General features: G+C 56.9%; 13 protein-coding genes and 1 riboswitch. Of the genes, 8 read left to right on the top strand and 5 right to left on the bottom strand.

All coding sequences use genetic code 11. The features are described 5' to 3' along the window. The first annotated feature begins 20 nt into the window (after window positions 1–20). The 6 genes from wecB to AC0V61_RS03430 all read left to right on the top strand — a co-directional run bounded on the left by wecB (window position 21) and on the right by AC0V61_RS03430 (window position 7,471). Window positions 21–1,142 carry a non-hydrolyzing UDP-N-acetylglucosamine 2-epimerase gene (gene wecB / locus AC0V61_RS03405; RefSeq protein ID WP_486155875.1) on the top strand — a complete coding sequence of 374 codons (1,122 nt, stop codon included), beginning with the start codon at window positions 21–23 and terminating at the stop codon, window positions 1,140–1,142. Between the two features lie 89 nt (window positions 1,143–1,231). Further along, complete coding sequence (gene wecC / locus AC0V61_RS03410; RefSeq protein WP_486155876.1) at window positions 1,232–2,488, top strand: UDP-N-acetyl-D-mannosamine dehydrogenase; 1,257 nt, start codon at window positions 1,232–1,234, stop codon at window positions 2,486–2,488. Between the two features lie 40 nt (window positions 2,489–2,528). Beyond that, a riboswitch (cobalamin riboswitch) is annotated at window positions 2,529–2,749 on the top strand. 180 nt (window positions 2,750–2,929) lie between these two features. Beyond that, a complete protein-coding gene (locus AC0V61_RS03415; protein WP_486155877.1) occupies window positions 2,930–4,873 on the top strand; it encodes a TonB-dependent receptor plug domain-containing protein in 1,944 nt (647 codons plus the stop codon). Continuing rightward, complete coding sequence (locus AC0V61_RS03420) at window positions 4,873–5,724, top strand: ABC transporter substrate-binding protein (RefSeq protein ID WP_486155878.1); 852 nt, start codon at window positions 4,873–4,875, stop codon at window positions 5,722–5,724. The genes AC0V61_RS03415 and AC0V61_RS03420 overlap by 1 nt, the downstream gene beginning before the upstream one ends. Then, window positions 5,721–6,698, top strand: coding sequence for a FecCD family ABC transporter permease (locus tag AC0V61_RS03425; protein WP_486155879.1), 978 nt, complete (start codon window positions 5,721–5,723; stop codon window positions 6,696–6,698). Before AC0V61_RS03420 ends, AC0V61_RS03425 begins: the two co-directional genes overlap by 4 nt. After that, window positions 6,695–7,471, top strand: coding sequence for an ABC transporter ATP-binding protein (locus AC0V61_RS03430; RefSeq protein ID WP_486155880.1), 777 nt, complete (start codon window positions 6,695–6,697; stop codon window positions 7,469–7,471). The genes AC0V61_RS03425 and AC0V61_RS03430 overlap by 4 nt, the downstream gene beginning before the upstream one ends. 149 nt (window positions 7,472–7,620) lie before the next feature. On the opposite strand, the gene AC0V61_RS03435 is transcribed toward AC0V61_RS03430, so the two are convergent. The 5 genes from AC0V61_RS03435 to AC0V61_RS03455 all read right to left on the bottom strand — a co-directional run bounded on the left by AC0V61_RS03435 (window position 7,621) and on the right by AC0V61_RS03455 (window position 16,505). Continuing rightward, window positions 7,621–10,740 carry a TonB-dependent receptor gene (locus AC0V61_RS03435; protein WP_486155881.1) on the bottom strand — a complete coding sequence of 1,040 codons (3,120 nt, stop codon included), beginning with the start codon at window positions 10,738–10,740 and terminating at the stop codon, window positions 7,621–7,623. 140 nt (window positions 10,741–10,880) lie between these two features. Next, complete coding sequence (locus AC0V61_RS03440) at window positions 10,881–12,398, bottom strand: tryptophan halogenase family protein (RefSeq protein ID WP_486155882.1); 1,518 nt, start codon at window positions 12,396–12,398, stop codon at window positions 10,881–10,883. Then, window positions 12,395–13,927: a tryptophan halogenase family protein gene (locus AC0V61_RS03445; RefSeq protein WP_486155883.1), complete on the bottom strand. Its 1,533-nt coding sequence runs from the start codon at window positions 13,925–13,927 to the stop codon at window positions 12,395–12,397. The genes AC0V61_RS03440 and AC0V61_RS03445 overlap by 4 nt, the downstream gene beginning before the upstream one ends. Next, window positions 13,924–14,961 carry a tryptophan 7-halogenase gene (locus AC0V61_RS03450; RefSeq protein ID WP_486155884.1) on the bottom strand — a complete coding sequence of 346 codons (1,038 nt, stop codon included), beginning with the start codon at window positions 14,959–14,961 and terminating at the stop codon, window positions 13,924–13,926. The genes AC0V61_RS03445 and AC0V61_RS03450 overlap by 4 nt, the downstream gene beginning before the upstream one ends. Then, window positions 14,958–16,505 carry a tryptophan halogenase family protein gene (locus AC0V61_RS03455; protein WP_486155885.1) on the bottom strand — a complete coding sequence of 516 codons (1,548 nt, stop codon included), beginning with the start codon at window positions 16,503–16,505 and terminating at the stop codon, window positions 14,958–14,960. Before AC0V61_RS03455 ends, AC0V61_RS03450 begins: the two co-directional genes overlap by 4 nt. A 218-nt stretch (window positions 16,506–16,723) precedes the next feature. On the opposite strand from AC0V61_RS03455, the gene AC0V61_RS03460 reads away from it, so the two are divergent. Both AC0V61_RS03460 and AC0V61_RS03465 read left to right on the top strand, forming a co-directional pair. Then, the gene (locus tag AC0V61_RS03460; RefSeq protein ID WP_486155886.1) at window positions 16,724–17,920 is read left to right on the top strand and encodes a Gfo/Idh/MocA family protein; all 1,197 of its coding nucleotides are present in this window, start codon (window positions 16,724–16,726) and stop codon (window positions 17,918–17,920) included. After that, the gene (locus AC0V61_RS03465) at window positions 17,917–18,975 is read left to right on the top strand and encodes a sugar phosphate isomerase/epimerase family protein (protein WP_486155887.1); all 1,059 of its coding nucleotides are present in this window, start codon (window positions 17,917–17,919) and stop codon (window positions 18,973–18,975) included. Before AC0V61_RS03460 ends, AC0V61_RS03465 begins: the two co-directional genes overlap by 4 nt. The last annotated feature ends 9 nt before the right edge of the window (window positions 18,976–18,984 follow it).

The raw sequence follows: 18,984 nt of genomic DNA on the forward strand, positions 1-18,984 counted from the left end.
AACCGGCTAACACGCACGCCATGGCAGACACAAAGCGCATCCTCACCGTTTTCGGCACTCGGCCTGAGGCTATTAAGCTGTTCCCGCTGCTGCATGCGCTGGAAGGCGATGCGCGGTTTGATAGCCGCATATGTGTTTCAGCCCAGCACCGCTCAATGCTCGATTCCGTGCTTGAGATTGCAGGGATCACGCCGCATCACGATCTCGATCTGATGAAACCCAACCAAACGCTCGATGCACTTACCGCAGCAGCGCTCACCGGGCTTGGCAAGGTAATGGACGAAGAAAAGCCCGATTGGGTGATCGTACAGGGCGACACCACGACCGTGATGGCAGGGGCAATCGCGGCATATTACCGGCAAATCCCGGTTTGCCACGTCGAAGCGGGCCTTCGCAGCGGGGACATCTATCGCCCTTGGCCAGAGGAAGTGAACCGCAAGGTGGTGGGCAGCTTTGCCAAACTCCACTGCGCTCCGACCCAAACGGCTGCCAATGCGCTGCGCACCGAGAATGTCGATCCGGCAAGCATTCACGTCACAGGCAACACAGTGATTGATGCCCTTCATTGGGTAACCAATGAGGTCGCTGCAAAACCCCACCTTGCCGCGGGTCTCGCCGAAATCGAGGCGCGTTTTGCGGGCAAACGGATCATCGGGATGACCAGCCACAGGCGGGAGAATTTCGGTGACGGAATGGAACAGATCGCCAGAGCAGTGCGTGAAATCGCCAGCCGTGAGGACGTTGCGATCATCTTCCCCGTGCACCTCAATCCCAACGTGCGCAGTGTCATGAACGAGGCGCTCACAGGGCTCGATAATGTCGCCTTGATTGAGCCGCTTGATTACCCCCATTTCGCGCGCCTTCTCGATATCGCTCACATCATGCTGACCGACAGCGGCGGAGTGCAAGAAGAGGCGCCAGCGCTTGGCAAACCGGTTTTGGTAATGCGCGAGACAACCGAGAGGCCTGAAGGCGTGGAAGCGGGCACCGCCAAACTGGTGGGCACCGATGCCGCGGCGATTGTGCGCGAAGTGGGCACTTTGCTTGACGATTCCCATGCATACGATGCGATGGCGCGCGCGCATAACCCCTTTGGAGATGGCAAAGCCTCTCAGCGCATTTGCGACCTGTTGGCGGGCTAATTTCGGGGCGAAGCTTACCTTATATTATCTTCTGCAAGTTAACGCACATCCGACCGGGCCGGAAAACCCGCGAGTGACGGAGTGCAACTTTGCTTAAGAAAACAACCCTTAGTGCCAGTGTGATCGGCCTTGGTTACATTGGCCTGCCGACGTCCGCCGTGATGGCGCGCGCAGGATGCAAAGTCCAAGGTGTTGATGTGAGCGAGCTCGTCGTCGACACCATCAATCGCGGCGAAGTGCACATCGAAGAGGTGGACCTTGATGGCCTCGTTCAGGCGGTCGTTAACGATGGCCTTCTCACAGCGAGCCTTGAGGTTGAACCCGCCGAAGTTTTTGTCATCGCTGTCCCGACCCCATTCAGCAATGATGGCAAGCACACGCCAGATATCTCTTACATTCTTCAGGCCGCTGAAAAGGTCGCGCAGGTTCTCAAGAAAGGCGACTGCGTCATCCTTGAATCGACCTCGCCCGTGGGCACGACCGAGAAGATGCGCGATGTCTTTGCCGAGAGCCGCCCCGATCTTGCAATGCCGGGTCTGTGCGAGGGCACCCCTGATATCTCTATCGCTTACTGCCCAGAACGCGTTCTTCCGGGACGCATTCTTGAAGAATTGATCCACAACGACCGCTCTATTGGCGGGATCACGCCGCGCTGTGCACGTAAGGCGCTTTCGTTTTACAAGCGCTTTGTGAAAGGCGAATGTGTTGTCACCGATGCACGCTCGGCTGAAATGACAAAGCTCGTCGAAAACGCCTTTCGCGATGTGAATATCGCGTTTGCCAATGAGCTTTCGATGATCGCCGACAAGCAAGGGTTGGATGTGTGGGAGGTGATCCGTCTTGCCAATCGCCACCCACGTGTAAATGTTTTGCAGCCAGGTCCTGGCGTGGGCGGCCACTGTATCGCGGTCGATCCGTGGTTTATCGTCCATGGCGCACCCGATGAGGCGAAGATCATCCGCCAAGCGCGCGAGACCAACGACAACAAAATGCACCACGTTCTGGCCCGTGCAGAGGCGCTTGCGGACATGCACGCAGACGCGAAAATCGCCTGCCTTGGCCTCGCGTTCAAAGCCAATATTGACGACTTCCGCGAAAGCCCCGCCCTTGAGATCGCTGCAAGTCTTGCAAAAACCTATGGCGAACGCGTTCAGGTGGTAGAGCCTTATGCAACCGAACTGCCCCCTGTATTTGAAAACACAGGCGCGGCGCTGATCGATATCGATGAGGCGCTGGAGGAGTGCGACATTCTGCTCCTGCTTGTCGATCACGACGTGTTCAAAGCAATCCCGGCCGAAGAACGCGGCGATGCGGTGGTTTACGACACGCGCGGCGTTTGGAGCTAACGCGCTACTCAACCCAAATTGACATTACCAAACCCCTTGGCTAGCGCTCGCCCCAGATGGTGCGGGGCGTGCTTTTGCGCGTCACGCTAAGAGGGAAGCCGGTGCCCCTGTTAAAGGGTAATCCGGCGCTGTGCCCGCAACTGTAGGCTGGGAACCTTGAACCACAATGTCACTGGCAAAGCGCTTTGCGGCGCTTACTGGGAAGACGGTTCAGGCGTGATGATCAGCAAGCCAGGAGACCTGCCATCGCGTCGTTCGTCCGGGGCCGGGTCCAGCCCAGTGGGACAGGGAAGTGGCGGGATACGACCGTCGTAATTCCGAAGTAGCGGCAGCTCGGGGTGTCTCCGGTGTTGTGGTTTGATGGCCGCAACAGACCCTGTTGTCGACTGTGCCATTCGGGGCTCGGAGCCTCCGCTTGGGCAAGCTTTGGATACACACTTCATGAAATTGAGCACCTATCTCGCAGCCGCCTCCTCGCTCGCGCTGCTCCCCTCTTCGCTTCTTGCGCAAGACACGAACCGTCAAGACACTGATCGGCAGGGCGGCGCTGTCGCCGATAGCTCCACCATTGTTGTCACCGCCAACCGCACATCGCGCGATTTGGCGCAAGTGGGCTCGTCCGTCACCGTCGTCGCCGAAGAAGAAATCGTAAACCGCCAGACAAGCGATGTGATCGATATCCTGCGAACCGTTCCGGGCGTAACCTTCAACCGCAATGGCGGGATTGGCACAGCGGCCGGCGTCTCCATCAGAGGCGCGCAAAGCGACCAGACCTTGGTGCTTATCGATGGGATCAAATTGAATGACCCATCCTCCATCGGTGGCGGGTTTGATTTTGGCCCGCTTCTCACCGGCAATATTGCGCGCGTTGAGGTCGTGCGCGGCACGCAATCTGCGCTCTATGGCAGCCAAGCGATTGGCGGGGTTGTGAACCTGCTGACCCGAGAGCCGACCGAGGAATTGGGGCTGTTTGCTCGCGCGGAATATGGGTCGCGAGAGACCGCCGACCTTGTCGCCAATGTATCAGGCAAGTTCGGACCCGTCTCAGCAAGCCTTGGGGGCACCTACCTCACCACCGATGGTATCTCTGCATTTAACGAGACACGCGGCGGCGCGGAAGAGGACGGCTTTGAGAGCATTGGTTTAAACGGCAAAATCGGCGTAGCGTTATCAGACAATATCGCTCTCGACTTTCGCGCATTCTATGCCGATGGCGAGACCGACATCGACGGCTTTGCACCGCCCACTTTTGCTTTTGGCGACACCAACGAGGTCTCGAACCGCAAGGATTTTGTGGGCTATGCCGGGATCAATGTGGGGCTTTCCGAGGGACGTTTTCGCAATCGCCTCGGCTTTGCTTACACCGATATCGAGCGCATGAATGTCAACAATGACACAGATTTTGTGACCTTCGATGCCAGCGGCGAAAATCGCCGTTTTGAATATCAGGGCGTGTTTGATGCAAGCGATGCGGTGCAATTCGTCTTTGGTGCAGAACGCGAGGAATCGGATTTCTCCTCATCAAGCTTTGGCGCTGCGCCCACAATTGCCGATGCATGGATCAATTCGGTGTTTGCGCAGGCTAATGTAACGCCCGTTCAAGGCCTCTCACTAACCGGCGGTTTTCGTTTCGATGACACCGATACATTCGGCAGCGCGACCATCTTCTCGGCAAGCGGGGCCTACACACCTAACAAGGGCAGCACCATCGTGCGCGCGAGTTATGGCGAAGGGTTTAAAGCACCCTCCCTTTTCCAGCGTTTCAGCAATTTCGGCAATCCTGACCTTGTGGCTGAAACTTCGGAAAGTTGGGATGTGGGCGTCACACAATCACTGCTTAAGGGCCGCGCTCAGATCGGTTTCACCTATTTCAACCGCGATGGCACCAATGAAATCGGATTTGTCGGATGCAGCGCGGCTATCCCGATCTGCAATGATCCCAATAACCCGCGGCCCTTTGGCACTTACGCCAATGTCGCCAGCGTTTCTGCCGATGGCTGGGAATTTGGTGTTGCCTTGCAACCGGTGGATGGGTTTGATGTGGCGCTGAATTACTCGATCATCGATGCGTTCGACGACACCACTGGCAACCGTTTGGCCCGCCGGGCCGAGGAAACCGCAAGCCTTGTCGCTGACTATCGCATGAAAAACGGCTTTGGCATTGGCGCAACCGTTTTGATTGTGGGCGACAGCTTTGATGACACCTTCAACACGCGCCAGAATGATGGTTATGTCGTAGCAGACGTAAGAGTGAGCTATGGTATCACTGAAAACCTCGAAATCTTCGGCAGGATCGAGAATGTGACCAACGAGGAATACGAGACGATCTTTCAGTTCGGACAGCCGGGCCGCGCAGTCTTTGGCGGTGTGCGTTACCGGATGTAATGCATATGCGCTTGGCCTTTGCGGCTCTTTCGAGCCTCTTTCTCTTGGCTTGCTCTGCAGGCGAGGAGAAAGAGGCGTCTGAACCGCTTGGGACCCAAAGCCCAAAGCGCATCGTCAGCCTTGATTATTGCGCAGATCAATATGTGCTCGAGTTTGCACCGCGCAACAGCGTGCTTGCGCTGTCAATTGATGCGGACAAACGCTTTTCTTACCTGCGCGATGAAGCCAAGGGATTGCGCAAAGTGCGCCCGCGCGCTGCTGATGTTTTGGCATTGGAGCCTGATTTAATTGTGCGCTCTTACGGCGGCGGCCCCAATATTGGCCCCTTCATGGAGCGCGCCGGTGTCCCAGTGGTGCAGATCGGTTTCCCGCAGAACATCGAAGAGGTGCGCGCACAGGTTGTGCAGATTGGTGCGCAGCTTGGCGCGCCCCAAAAGGCAAGCAAAGTTGTCAAAGATATGGACCGCCGCCTTGCTGACCTTGCTCAGCAGTCCAAACAGAGACCCCAAGCACTCTACATGACCCCTGGAGGGGTCACAGCTGGTGAGGGGACGATGATCCACGAACTGATGACAGCAGCAGGACTTGCCAACTTCCAAAAGGAGGCTGGCTGGCACCCCATCCCCTTGGAACAATTGGCCTATGAGCGCCCCGAATTGGTTGTGGCTGCCTTCTTTGAGAGCGAGGCGGGCGACCTCAGGCAATGGAGCGCGGCGCGCCATCCTGTCGCTCAGGCCCAGCTCAGTGAGCGTCCGGTTGCCTCTATAGATGGAGCTTGGACAGCGTGCGGCGGCTGGTTCCTGATCGAGGCGGTCGAGGCCATGGCAAAGACTGCAGGCGTTGCTTCATGAGCCGGTTGGATGGCCTTTTGGGCGCAGGGCTTATCGCCGCAATCGTGCTCTCATTGCTTTTCGGTTCTGTGTCTGTACCGCTTGACCGTGTGCTTAGCGCCCTCGTCTTTCACGCAAGCCCCGCGGACCAATTGGTGGTCTGGGATATCCGCCTGCCACGCAGTCTGGCAGCCGCCTTAGTGGGAGCCGCCTTGGGTATGAGCGGAGCGGCCTTGCAGGGCCTTTTGCGAAACCCCTTGGCAGAGCCAGGCATCCTCGGCGTCTCAGCGAGCGCTGCATTGTTTGCAAGCTTTGTTCTGTACTACGGCCTCACCGCCAGCATGCCCTTTGTCTTGCCGATAGCTGCGGTCGTCGGTGCATTGGTTGCCACCGGGATCGTCGCAGCAGCCGCGCTTCGCAATCAGTCGGTTGTAACGCTCATTCTAATTGGTGTCGGGCTTTCCAGCTTTGCGGGCGCATTGATGGCGCTTTTGATGAACTTCGCGCCCAATCCATTCAACCTTGCCGACATGGTCAATTGGATGCTGGGCACGGTCGCCAATCGCAGTTTTGAAGATCTGTGGCTAAGCGCGCCTCTCGCAGCATTGGGCATGGCAATTTTGCTTGCATCAAGACGCGGGCTCGCAGCGCTTTGTCTTGGCGAAGAGACCGCGGCGGGGCTCGGCGTGGATCTCACAGGTCAACGGCTCGCGGTGATCATCGGCGCAGGGCTCTCAACAGGTGCCGCCGTCGCGCTTGCAGGAGCGATTGGCTTTGTCGGGATCGTTGCGCCCCATCTGGTCCGGCCACTTGTGCGCTATGATGCCTCGCGTCTGTTGGTGCCATCGGCCTTGCTGGGCGCGCTTCTTCTGGTTCTTGCCGACATTGGCGTGCGCGTTATCCCCACTGACTTTGAGCTTAAACTCGGCGTGGTCGCGGCGCTTATTGGAGCGCCGATATTCATCTGGATCGCGGCAAAGAGGAGGCTTGCATGAGCCTTTTGACGGCGAAGGGCCTTTCATATCGGGCAGACGGCAAAGCGCTGGTGAAAGATGCAAGTTTCGCCTTGGAACAAGGCACTCTCACCGCGTTGATTGGACCCAATGGTGCAGGCAAAACAACTCTTTTGCGGTTAGCCTTGGGTCTGATTAAGCCCGATACGGGCAGCGCCGAAATTGAAGGTCAGCCAATTGCGCAGCTAAGTCGCGTCGAGCGCGCGCGCAAGCTCGCCTATCTTGCGCAATCGCGCCCGCTCACCTGGCCCCAACCGGTGCGCGATGTGGTGGCTCTTGGCCGTTTTGCCTATGGAGCATCGCCGCAAAACCTTTCTGCGCATGACGATGCTGCCGTTGCGCAAGCTATCGCGGCTTGCGACCTTCAAGGCTTCGAGAACCGTGCCGCTGATACTTTGTCTGGCGGTGAGCTATCGCGCGTTCACGTCGCGCGTGCACTGGCATCGCAAACCCCCGTCGTGATTGCTGACGAACCCGTCGCAGCGCTCGATCCGCGTTATGCGCACGAGGTCTTACGCTTGTTCCGGCGTGCTGCGCAGGATGGCAGAGCTGTCCTGACCGTGCTCCATGACCTACAACTCGCCGCGCGCTATGCAGACAGACTGATCTGGATGAAAGACGGCCACGTTATCGCACAAGGAACGCCGCAAGAAACCTTGACCACCCAAAGGCTCAATGACGTCTTCGACATCGATTGTAAGGTGAGCTTTGACCCTGCGGGAAGACCCTCGGTCGAAATCATAGGCCCCGCCTAACATTGAGCTCTCAAAAGTGGCGCTGTTGGTCGAACACGAATGCAGCTGCGCTTTTTTGCCAGCCGCTCAAAGACAGATAAGCCCGGCCAAAACAATTGACCGGGCTCATACTGCCTAAAGAAGGGGGAGAGACCTTCTTCGAACAGGGGCTAGAATTTTGCCCGCAAAATCACAGTGTATCGGCGATCATTCCGGAAGAAATTGCGCGGCGCTTGAAGGCCGGCCTCATTCACCGTCTGGGTCGTCTCCGTCACATCATCGGAAAGGTTCACCGCCTGAACACCAACTGTGAAATTGTTGTTCAGCTCATAGAACAAGGACGCATCAAGCTGCCCTGTTGCGGGCTGATAGATCGATGCAAACGGGAAGATCACATCGCGCGGTGTCAGCTGGAATTCGCTGCGCCAATTGTATGCCAAGCGGAATTGCACCGGACCTTTTTCATAAAGGGCAATTGCGTTGATGTTATGCTTTGAAATTCGCGGGAAGACCCCGGCATCCACATCAAAGCGTGCAGTTGGCGGATCATCGCTTGGGATCGATGGATCGAGCTGGTTATCCACTCCTTCAGAGTCGATGTACGTGTAGGTGAACTGCGCACCCAATCCGCTCAAAATGCCCGGCAGGAAGTCGAAGAACTGCTGATAAGCAACCTCAAGACCCGTAACGCTCGCAGAATCGTCAGAATTGACCTCTGTGTTTCGCAGCAAGGGGTTGAGCAGTGGGTTTGCGAGGAATTCCGCAGGCGTTTCATCCTCAGGAATGCTCACTCCGACCGGGGCAAAGGCGATGAAATCATCGATTTCCTTGTGGAAGCCAGTGACGGTTAAAGAGCCCGCCCGGTTGAAGTACCACTCCCACGCGACATCAATGTTCCATGCGGTTTGCGGGGTGAGGTTCGCATTGCCCGTCGCGCTGCCGATAAAGCCGTCGAACGGATTGATCGTACCGCCAGCCCCATCGGAAATCGCCGGCCCGGCAAGCGTTTGAAGCACTACCCGTTCATTAAGCTGGTCCACTCCGGGCCGCGTCAGTGTCCTTGAAATGGCTAGGCGCAGCACATGGTCGCCGGGCACATCAAGCTTGAGATTGAGGCTCGGCAATAGCTCGTTGTAGGTCGTGTTCGCCGTTCGATTGAGATTAAAGCCATCACCCAAAGCGGCCTGTAACGAGGCGAGATCGAGAGTACAAAAATCGGGAATTTGGAAAGCCGGATCGGTCGATACAAAGCCTGCATCACACAGGTTTGCATTGGGGAAATACTGGCCAAAACTGTTAACCTGAAGCGAGGAATCTACGCTTCTTTCAGTGCGCACATAACGAAGACCAACATTACCCGATAAGACAACATCAGAGCCCGGGTCAGTTTCGAAATCAGCCCGTACATAAGCAGCAAAATTGTCGCGCTCGATGGAGCCGATTTCACTTGGCAAGAATGGGGTGCCTTCGATTACTCCACTGCGGCCTGTAAGGGGCGTCCAACCCGATGGGCTTCCGCCAATTGCACCAAGAATGCCATTAAAGGCGCTCTCAAAGCCTGCATAATCGAGAACCGATGGTCCGCTATAAGCAGGGACCGGGCCACCAAGCCCAGTGGGCAACCCGCGCTGATAATTGTCAAATGTTGTGGTGCTAAATAGCGGCGCAGTTAATGCATCAAGCGATGAGTCCGGATTGCCACTCACCAACAAGAGAGGCGCGCCCGCATTGAATGTACGGCCACTCCAAACCTCTGAGATATTGCCCCAGTTAAAGTCTGACTGACGCAGCTCAAAGTCTTCTTGGGAATAGCGAGCACCCGCTCGAACCGACTTCAGCCATCCGTCACCGGAAAAGTCATATTCCACATCACCACGAAACGCGATTGATTCGGCATCGTTTTGCGTGATGTGATCCATCGCAGAACGGATGAAATAGCTGCTTGGGTCATTGAAATAGTCAGCTGATTCTCCAGCTGGCACAAGCAGTTCAAAACTTGGCACCGAACCAGAGCGGCCGTCCACAAAGAGCGGAGCAAAGATCGACCGATGCACGGTGATATCGACAACGTCGGTGGATGAGTTGATATATTGCGCGTCAAAATTGAAACGCAGATCGTCGGTTGGCGAAAACTTCAGATTGAACCCAAAGTCCGTTGTGACATCGTTTTCAAAGCGGTTGCGATCAAGAGCAATTTGCTGACCACCGGTTCCACCAAGGAGAGCGGCGGCAGCGTTAGGGCCGCGCCACTGCGAATTGTCGGTGATCGTGCCGCTTGTGAAGACGCCATCTTCATCGAAGGTGAAGTCGCTTGAATCAAGATTTGAACGTGCACCTGCACTATCAGCACCGGTCTCAAAAACATTCTCGCCCCAAACCAGCTCTGAATCAGAGCGCAGGAATTGAGCCGTCGCAACCCAGCGCCCGTCATTGCTCTCATATTGCGCAGCGCCAGCGATCGTCAGACGCTCACGGTCAAATTCTTGCGTACGGATGCTGCCGCCTGATGGGACGAAGCCGTCTGCTGTTTCTACAAAATCGACAAGGCCGGTGCCATCAGCCCGCGAAAGAAGCTCGCTGTAGGCGATGTTGCCAAGGATACCGAAGGTCCCACCATTGGTGTCCCAAGTGTTTGAATAAAGGAGACTGCCCGACGGAGACCACTCTTCGCGAAGGTCGCCATAGTTTGCTTCAACAGACGCGGCGAGCACCTGCCCCGTTTGATCAAACGGCAAACGGGTGCGCAGGTCAATTGTGCCCGCCATACCGCCCTCGATGAGGTCAGCTGACGAGTTTTTGAACACAACAACGCTGCCAAGTAGCTCTGGCGACACGTCTTCAAAGCCAAGAACGCCGCTGCTGCTTGCAGCAATTGCATCGCGTCCGTTGAGCTCAGAGCGAACAAACGGGAGGCCGCGAACGTTTACCCCGCTGCCCTCAACAGCAAAATGGTCGGGATCGTTTGCGCCTGCAAAACGAAGGACGCTGACGCCGGGAACACGCTGGAGGACTTCGGAGACCGACCGGTCTGGAAGAGCGCCAATGTCGGAAGCCGTGACAACATCAACCACGGTATCCGCGTTGCGCTTTTGCGTTTGCGCGGATGCCAGCGACTCTCGAAGGCCGGTCACGATGATCACATCATCCTCATCGACCTGCTCAGTATCCGCATCGTCCGATTGATCTTGGGCCATCACAGGCGCTGCTGCGAGCAGGCCGATGGTTGAAACGCTTGATAGCAAAGACTTCGATACAAGTGCGTTAGCGACGCGAGCGCGAATTATATTCAATTGCTTTCCCCTCCAGGTGGTGCCCCAATTTCATGAGGTCACACAATCTCTTTCATCTTGATATGACGACAAATTGACACCGTTGTCAACGCTAATTGTCAGAACAGGGCTTCATGATGCTCTTTTTCAACACTCGATTTTCAATCCATTGATTTTGCTTTGCAATTTTCTTCGATGAACCGCTGATGAGACGGCATTTCGTTGGCCGCGTTATCAATTGTGCTGCCGATCTTACCGACAATCTGGTCGATTCTGTCCAACGGAACCTTCGCAATAAGGGGGTTCGTCGCCACCGGTTCGATTCCCTGACCATAGAGCACAGCCAGCCAACTGGCGGTCCCGAATATGTCATTTGGCTCCGAAAAAATGCGGCCACAATCGCGGAATTGTTCGATGCGGCTTTTCAGGCTGTCGGGTTGTTCAATGGCCTGACAGTGCCGCCAAAATGGCGCGTCATCGCGCCGTGTCGCGGTGTAATGCAAGACCAGAAAATCGCGGATCCGCTCATATTCTTTCGTCGTGCGTTGGTTGAACGCATCAATATCAGCGGATTTAAACCGCTTATCCGGAAAATGCGTCAACAGCCGGGCAAGGCTGGTTTGGATTAAGTGGATGCTGGTCGATTCCAGCGGCTCCATAAAGCCAGCAGCCAGCCCCAACGCCAGCACATTGCCGTTCCAGAATTTCTTGCGCCGTCCAGTAAAAAACCGCAGCCGATTGGCGTCTGCTAGAGGCTCTCCATCCAGATTGTCGCGCAGCACCTGCTCAGCGGTGTCATCGTCCATGAACTCAGAGCAGTAGACGTGGCCATTGCCGGTGCGATGTTGGAGCGGAATACGCCATTGCCAACCGGCGTCGCGCGCTGTCGCCCGGGTGTAAGGAATAGGGTCCGCTATCTTCTTACAAGGCATTGCCACCGCCCGGTCACACGGCAGCCACTCGCGCCAATCCTCATATCCCGTCTCAAGCGTTTGCTCGATCAAGAGGCCGCGAAAGCCAGAACAATCTACGAAGAAATCGCCGCCAATGGTTTGACCGTTGTCGAGGGTCAGGGTCTCAATATGCCCTGTCTCGGCATCTTGGGAGACGCCTTCGACGCGGCCCTCGACGCGAGTCACCCCCTTCCCTTCCGCAAAACGGCGCAAAAATGCGGCATAAAGCGAGGCATCGAATTGAAACGCGTAATTGATCCCCGCCAACGCCGATTGCGGGCGATTGGTGAGGGGGCGCATGAACTTCTCGCGCCGGCACGCCTCCACCATCAGTGAATAGGAGAACAAGTCATCCTTATGCCCGGCCAAATTGCGGTGAAGCCAATATTGGTAAAACGGGATCGCATCAAAATCACGCCCGAAGTCGCCGAAAGGGTGGATATAGCTGTGGCCCCGCTCGAGCCAGTCGACAAACTCGATGCCTAGCTTAAACGTCGCATTGGTTTCGCGGACAAATTCATCCTCATCAATGCCAAGCATCGTGTTGAAAGCGATGATCGGGGGAATGGTTGCCTCACCCACGCCCACAGTGCCGATCTGCTCAGATTCGATCAGGGTGACCTTGGTGGGAGAGCCGTCGAGCAGGTGCCCAAGCGTTGCCGCTGCCATCCAGCCAGCTGTGCCTCCGCCCACGATCACAACATGGTCTAACAGATACGGGTTCATGCGGCATCCGCCCGCAAGCTTTCGCCCGCCGCCTTGCAGAATTTGTCAATATAGGCCTGATGGCTGGGCATGGCGTCCACGGTTTTCGCATACACCCCGCGCATATTGGCTAGGCTTTGCTCGAGATTGACTTTGGACAAGCGATTGGCCGCCGGACTGTGCCCTTCGGGCCCCCAGCCCTGACCCTGAGCCACGGCAAGCCAGCTGGTCAGGTCAAACAGCTCCGCATCATATTTGAAGAAGCGTCCGCCTGAACGCAGAAGGTCCATTTTCTTCTGAAGCGTATCGGGAATACTCATGGTCCGCACATAGTCCCAGAACGGCGTATCAGCTCGGGCGGTGGCTTTGTAATGCAAGATCAAGAAGTCCCTCACATGGGTAAAATCATCGGTCATTAACCGGTTGTATTCAGCGCGTTCAACTGGGGCTTCGACCGAACCGGGGAACAGTGCGATCAGCTTTGCAATGCCCATTTGGATGAGGTGAATACTGGTTGATTCCAGTGGTTCTAAGAAGCCTGATGAGAGCCCAATCGCGATGCAATTGCCCGCCCAAAACTTGTCGCGGTGGCCGGTTTGGAAGCGCAAATGATTGGGGGAGGAAACAGGCGCACCGTCTAGGTTTGCCAGCAGTGTCTCTTCTGCCTTTTCAGCGGTCAGGAACTGGTCGCAATAGACATAACCATTGCCGGTGCGGTGTTGGAGCGGGATGCGCCATTGCCATCCGGCTTCGCGTGCGGTTGAGCGGGTGTAGGGAATGGGATCACCCTGCTTCTCACACGCGACTGCGACGGCCCTGTTGCAGGGCAGCCAATGGCTCCAATCGTGATACTGGCTAGCCATCGCCTGACCGATAAGGAGCCCGCGAAAGCCGGTGCAGTCGATGAACAGATCGCCTTCAATGGTGCGTCCTTGATCGAGCTTGAGCGCGGTGATGAGGCCACTTTCGCTATCCTGCTCAACCTTATCAATTCGCCCCTCAATCCGGGTCGCGCCGTGGCGCTCTGCAAAGGCGCGCAAGAACGCGGCGTAAAGCGATGCATCAAAGTGGAAAGCATAACCGAGCTGATTGATCACTTGCCCATGCGCGGGCTCTGGTCGGACAAATTTACCTGCATATGCTGCGAGCGTGTTGAGCGAATAGACACCCAGTCCAGCTTCATCACCTAGCCCTTTAAGCCGCGCCCAGAACTGGTGGAAATCGATACCCTCAAGGTCAAAGCCGATGCGGCCAAAGGGGTGGAAGTAGCTTTCACCAAGCCCGCCCCAGTCGTTAAACTCAATCCCCAGCTTGTAGGTCGCCTGCGTTGCACGCACGAAATCATGCTCATCGATGCCAAGCATGGTGTTGAACTTGATAATCGGCGGGATTGTCGCCTCGCCCACGCCCACGGTGCCGATTGCCTCGGATTCGACCAAGGTCACCATGACGCCCGCTGGCCCCATAATCTTGGACAAGGCCGCCGCCGCCATCCAACCGGCGGTGCCTCCCCCAGCGATTACGACGCGTTTGATTGATCCCTCACTCATACTGTCTCTCGTTTGCGGTTTAGGCCTTCGCATTGCCTTTGCAGGTCTGCGATCCAAGTCATCAATTGTGCCTGTGGGAGGCGGTTAGCCATCCGGTCATAACGGCGCGGGCGCAGGCCCCTACCCCAAAGCGCGGCAAGCCATTCGGGGGGAGTGTAGACCTCAAAATCCTGCGTGGGGATGCGGCCACAAGCTTCAAACAGCTCCACTTTACGGCGGAGCGTGGGGCGCGCGATTTCACGCGGGTCGGCAGCGCTCAGAAGCGCCTCCATATCCGCGATCCGCTCTGCCTCTTGGCGAGCAAGGCGCGTGTATTCGCGCGCCTCATTTGTGCAATTCGATAAGTCTGCCGACAAGGCCACAAATCGCCGCACCGTGTTGACGCTCACCTGCCATTCGAGACCCGGTAGAGCCTGCTCCTCAAGCAGGCCGAGCGATCCTTGCGCCCAAGAGGGAGCTGTAACGCCTGCACAATCGATGGTCAGGTCCGCCTTAGGCAATTCTTGGTCAGCCGTCTGAACAACGGCGCCCGCCGAGGCCGCCAAACCCAACATCGCGTGCACATATTGCGATGCCTGCAACTCCAACCCAAACGGCGGCGCGCGCTTTTGCAACGCTTCCAACGAGGGTTTGTCGTCTGACTGCTCCAAGGCGATTGCTGGCGAGAAGGCGAGCAGATCGGCTTGCGGCGCAGCGCTGTTTGCCCGCATCCAAAAATGCTGGAACTCAACGCCGCCCTGGGATTGGCCAATGGGCGCAAACGGCAAGTTGAGCGGGCCCGAGACGCTGGGATAGCTTGGAGCGAACACTGGCTTTGCCCCCGCCCCCTTGATCAAAGCGTCAAGCCCAAGCCCGATCTCCGCGTGAAACCGCATATGATCGGGGCGCGCAAGGATTGTCGCAGGAAGCGCATCAAGATTGTCCGGTGTAAGGAAAAGCTCGCGCTGATTGCTCAGCCAACGGCGAGCCAGAAACGCTCCGACAATGGCAACCCGCAAGGCCGGACCTTTAAGGAGGATGGTCTCCTCGCTCATGCTGCATCACTCATCTGGGCATAGCGGCGCAGGAAAGTGGCGTGGTCCTCCATCGATCCAGCAGCCTTGCTCATATGATCGCGAAGGCCGGCAAGATGCTGCTTCACATGTGCCTCTGGCGTGCCCGCAACTCTCGCGTCAAAGCCTTGGGGGATCACCCTTTGCCCGATCAACACAGCGATCCAGCTGGGCACGAGGAAGAGGCCATGTTCGTATGCGGATACATGGCCATGCGCGCGGAAAAGCGCGAGCCGCTCTTGCAGGCTATCGGGCACTTTCAAGTTACGCATATGGTTCCAAAAGTCGGAATCGTCACGCTGGGTCGCGTGGTAATGCAAGATCAGAAAGTCACGGATGCGCTCAAACTGGAGGTCCATCCAGTGGTTGTATTCGCGTGTCTCAACGCCGCAATCTTGGTCTTGCGGGAACAGTTCAACAAGCTTCGAGATGCCCTCTTGGATGAGGTAGATACTCGTCGATTCCAGCGGCTCCAGGAACCCGCCAGAAAGCCCGATAGCCACGACATTCTTGTTCCAAAGCTTGCGGCGCTTACCCGTGACGAACCGCAGGAAACGTGGATCAGAAAGACGCCCGCCTTCCAATCCACCAAGAAGCGTATCGCAGGCCGCATCATCGGATAGAAACTGGCTCGAATAGACATGCCCATTGCCGGTGCGGTGCTGCAACGGAATGCGCCAGCTCCACCCCGCTTCGTGAGCGGTGGCGCGCGTGTAGGGGAGCAAGGGCCCTGCTCTCTCACACGGCACAGCCACCGCTCGGTCAGCGGGCAGCCACTCGCTCCAGTCGTCATAGCCACTTTTCAGTTGTTTTTCGATCAGAAGTCCAAAGAACCCAGTGCAATCGATGAAGAGATCACCCTCGACACTCTGACCGCCCTCAAGCGTCAGCGAAGTGACACATCCGTCTTGCGCATCAACGCACACATCGACAACCTTGCCCTCAATCCGCGTAACGCCGCTCTTTTCAGCATGGGACCGCATAAAGGGCGCATATTGGAGCGTGTCGAATTGATAGGCATAGCGATAGGTCGAAAGCACCGAGCGCGGGTCTTCACTAGGCGGCTGAAACTTTCCCTTTCGGCACGCAACAACGGGCAGTGAATAGTCGTCAAGCGAGCCTGCTTGCTCTGCGAATTTGCGCCAGTAATGATGGAAGGCAACACCGTCATTGGGCAGGCCAAACTCACCAAAAGGATGGATGTAACTGTCGCCCTTGCGGCCCCAATCGACAAACTCAATGCCAAGCTTAAAGGTGGCAGAGGTCGCCGCCATAAATTCAGCTTCGTTGATGCCGATTGTGTCGTTGAACGCCTTGATGTGCGGCAGTGTCGCCTCGCCTACCCCCACCACACCGATGGCCTCGGACTCGATCAGCGTGACCTTCAACCCCGCTTGCCCCAGCGCGGAAGCCCCAAGCATATGGGCAAGCCCCGCAGCCGTCATCCAACCGGCGGTGCCTCCTCCCACGACAACGACGTGGTTGATCCTTTTGGCAGCCCCATCAGAGGCTTTACCACTCGTCACACGAAACTCCCTCTCTCCGCCGGACAAAATCGCATGAGGGGCGGCAAAGTCAATTGCAGCTCCCGACACCATTCGCCAGTCCCACTATCTGGTCTTTTTTCGAGTCACTCTTGACCTCTTGGGGCCGACAGTAATACAAATTGACAACGTAAGACAAGATGGCAATGCAAAAGGCCACAAGGTTTTGGGAGGGGCTTTGAGCCCCCACGGAAGGGGAAATGATGTCATCGCGATTGCGCATGGGCATGGTTGGCGGCGGTCAAGGCGCCTTTATTGGCGCGGTCCACCGAATGGCGGCGGCGCTTGATAGCGAGATTGATCTGGTATGCGGCGCATTCAGCCGTGATCTTGCCAATTGCACAGCGACTGGGCGTGCCCTCGGCCTTGCGGAGGATCGGTGTTACTCGGACCTTAGCGCGATGCTCTCATGCGAGGCGTCCCTTGGTGGCGGTGCGAACGGGGCAAACCGCGCGATGCAACTGCTCTCCATCGTCACGCCCAATAATTCCCACGTGGATTACGCTCAGCAAGCCGCCAAAGCTGGCGTGCATGTCATGTGCGATAAGCCAGCGGGCGTCTCGCTTGAAGAGGTCGAAGAGCTTGCCGTAATCTTGCAAACCACCGGGACGCATTATGGCCTCACCCATACCTATCTTGGCTATCCCATGGTGTGGCAGGCACGCCATATTGCGGCCTCTGAAGCCTTTGGCCCGATACGCAAGGTCCACGTCCGCTATGTCCAAGGGTGGCTGGCGAGTGCTGCGGAAGATGGAAACAAGCAAGCGGCATGGCGCGTCGACCCCGCGCTGGCAGGCCCCGGCGGCGCGCTTGGCGATATTGGGAGCCATGCACACAGTCTGGCGGAGTTTATCTGCAATTCGCGGATGAGTTCGCTTGTCGCGCATCTGCGCAGCCACCTGCCCGAACGCCTGCTTGATGATGATGGCGAGATCCTGTTTGAGCTTGAAAACGGGGTCACGGGATCGCTTATCTCAAGCCAGATTTGTGCAGGCGAAGAGAACGGCCTGTCGATCACGATCTCTGGCGAGAACGCCGGCCTCGAATGGCACCAAGAGCAGCCAAACTCTCTGATCGAACGCCGCGCAACCGGCGAAGTGATCACCCACCGCGCAGGCGTTGATAAACCGCTTTGCGATGAGGCTTTGTCACGTTGCCGCCTGCCTTCGGGCCATCCCGAAGGCTATGTTGAAGCCTTTGCCAATCTCTACCGCAATTACGCCCGCGCTCTACGCGATGGCGTCGCGCCGATCACCTATGGCGTGCCCGGCATTGCTGAGGCGTTAAGGGGCATGGCCTTCCTTGAAGCCGCCGTTGCCAGCAACGGCGCAGGGGGCGCGCGCACTGATATTAAGGCGCCAGCATTTGGCCCGGATAAGAAAGGCCTCTTGTCATGAAGGAACTGCGCGGTCCGGCCATATTCTTGGCGCAATTTATGGGCGACAAAGCCCCATTCGATAATCTCGACAACATTTGCGAATGGGTGGCCTCGCTCGGCTACAAAGGCGTCCAAATTCCATCGAATGACCCGCGCTGTATGAACCTTGATCTGGCCGCGGAAAGTCAGGATTATTGCGATGAGCTTACCGGGCGATGCGCTGAGCATGGTCTTGCGATCACAGAGCTTTCCACCCACCTACAAGGTCAGTTGGTGGCCGTTCACCCGGCCTATGACGACCTTTTCGACGCCTTTGCGCCAGAACAACTCCACCGCAAACCCAAAGAGCGCCAACAATGGGCGGTTGATCAGGTCAAAAAGGCCGCAATCGCCTCTCGCCGTTTGGGGCTGAAATCCCACGCGAGTTTCTCCGGCGCGCTGATGTGGCATCTGGTCTATCCCTGGCCGCAGCGCCCCGCTGGCCTCGTCGATGAAGGGTTTACTGAGCTTGCCAAGCGCTGGAAGCCTATCCTCAATGTGTTTGAGGATAATGGCGTTGATTGCGCCTATGAAATCCACCCGGGCGAAGACCTGCATGATGGCGCAACGTTTGAGATGTTCCTCGACAAAGTGGACAATCACCCGCGCGCCAACATCTTGTTCGACCCCAGCCACTTTGTTCTGCAACAGCTTGATTATCTCGGCTTTATAGACCGCTATCACGAGCGCATCCGCGCCTTTCACGTCAAAGACGCTGAGTTCCGCCCCGATGCGCGCACGGGCGTTTATGGCGGCTATCAGGATTGGCAGAACCGTGCGGGCCGTTTCCGTTCATTGGGCGATGGCCAAGTCGATTTTCGCCAGATTTTCAGCAAGCTCACCCAATATGATTTCGACGGTTGGGCCGTGCTCGAATGGGAATGCTGTTTGAAGCACCCTGAGCAAGGCGCTGCTGAAGGCGCGCCGTTCATTGCTGACCATCTGATCCGGCCGACCGAATATGCCTTTGATGATTTTGCAGGCGGGGAAGTTGATCAATCCAAGATCAACCGTGCGCTTGGCCTAGAGCGCTAAGCGCAAGAA

It is taken from the genome of Erythrobacter sp. JB1-4, from assembly GCF_057365025.1.

Bases quoted from the DNA above. Each gene is read 5' to 3' on its own strand.
- AC0V61_RS03445 (WP_486155883.1), bottom strand. From the start codon at position 13,927: ATGAGTGAGGGATCAATCAAACGCGTCGTAATCGCTGGGGGAGGCACC.
- AC0V61_RS03440 (WP_486155882.1), bottom strand. From the start codon at position 12,398: ATGAACCCGTATCTGTTAGACCATGTTGTGATCGTGGGCGGAGGCACA.
- wecB (WP_486155875.1), top strand. From the start codon at position 21: ATGGCAGACACAAAGCGCATCCTCACCGTTTTCGGCACTCGGCCTGAG.
- AC0V61_RS03460 (WP_486155886.1), top strand. From the start codon at position 16,724: ATGATGTCATCGCGATTGCGCATGGGCATGGTTGGCGGCGGTCAAGGC.
- AC0V61_RS03415 (WP_486155877.1), top strand. From the start codon at position 2,930: ATGAAATTGAGCACCTATCTCGCAGCCGCCTCCTCGCTCGCGCTGCTC.
- AC0V61_RS03465 (WP_486155887.1), top strand. From the start codon at position 17,917: ATGAAGGAACTGCGCGGTCCGGCCATATTCTTGGCGCAATTTATGGGC.
- AC0V61_RS03425 (WP_486155879.1), top strand. From the start codon at position 5,721: ATGAGCCGGTTGGATGGCCTTTTGGGCGCAGGGCTTATCGCCGCAATC.
- AC0V61_RS03450 (WP_486155884.1), bottom strand. From the start codon at position 14,961: ATGAGCGAGGAGACCATCCTCCTTAAAGGTCCGGCCTTGCGGGTTGCC.
- AC0V61_RS03420 (WP_486155878.1), top strand. From the start codon at position 4,873: ATGCATATGCGCTTGGCCTTTGCGGCTCTTTCGAGCCTCTTTCTCTTG.
- AC0V61_RS03430 (WP_486155880.1), top strand. From the start codon at position 6,695: ATGAGCCTTTTGACGGCGAAGGGCCTTTCATATCGGGCAGACGGCAAA.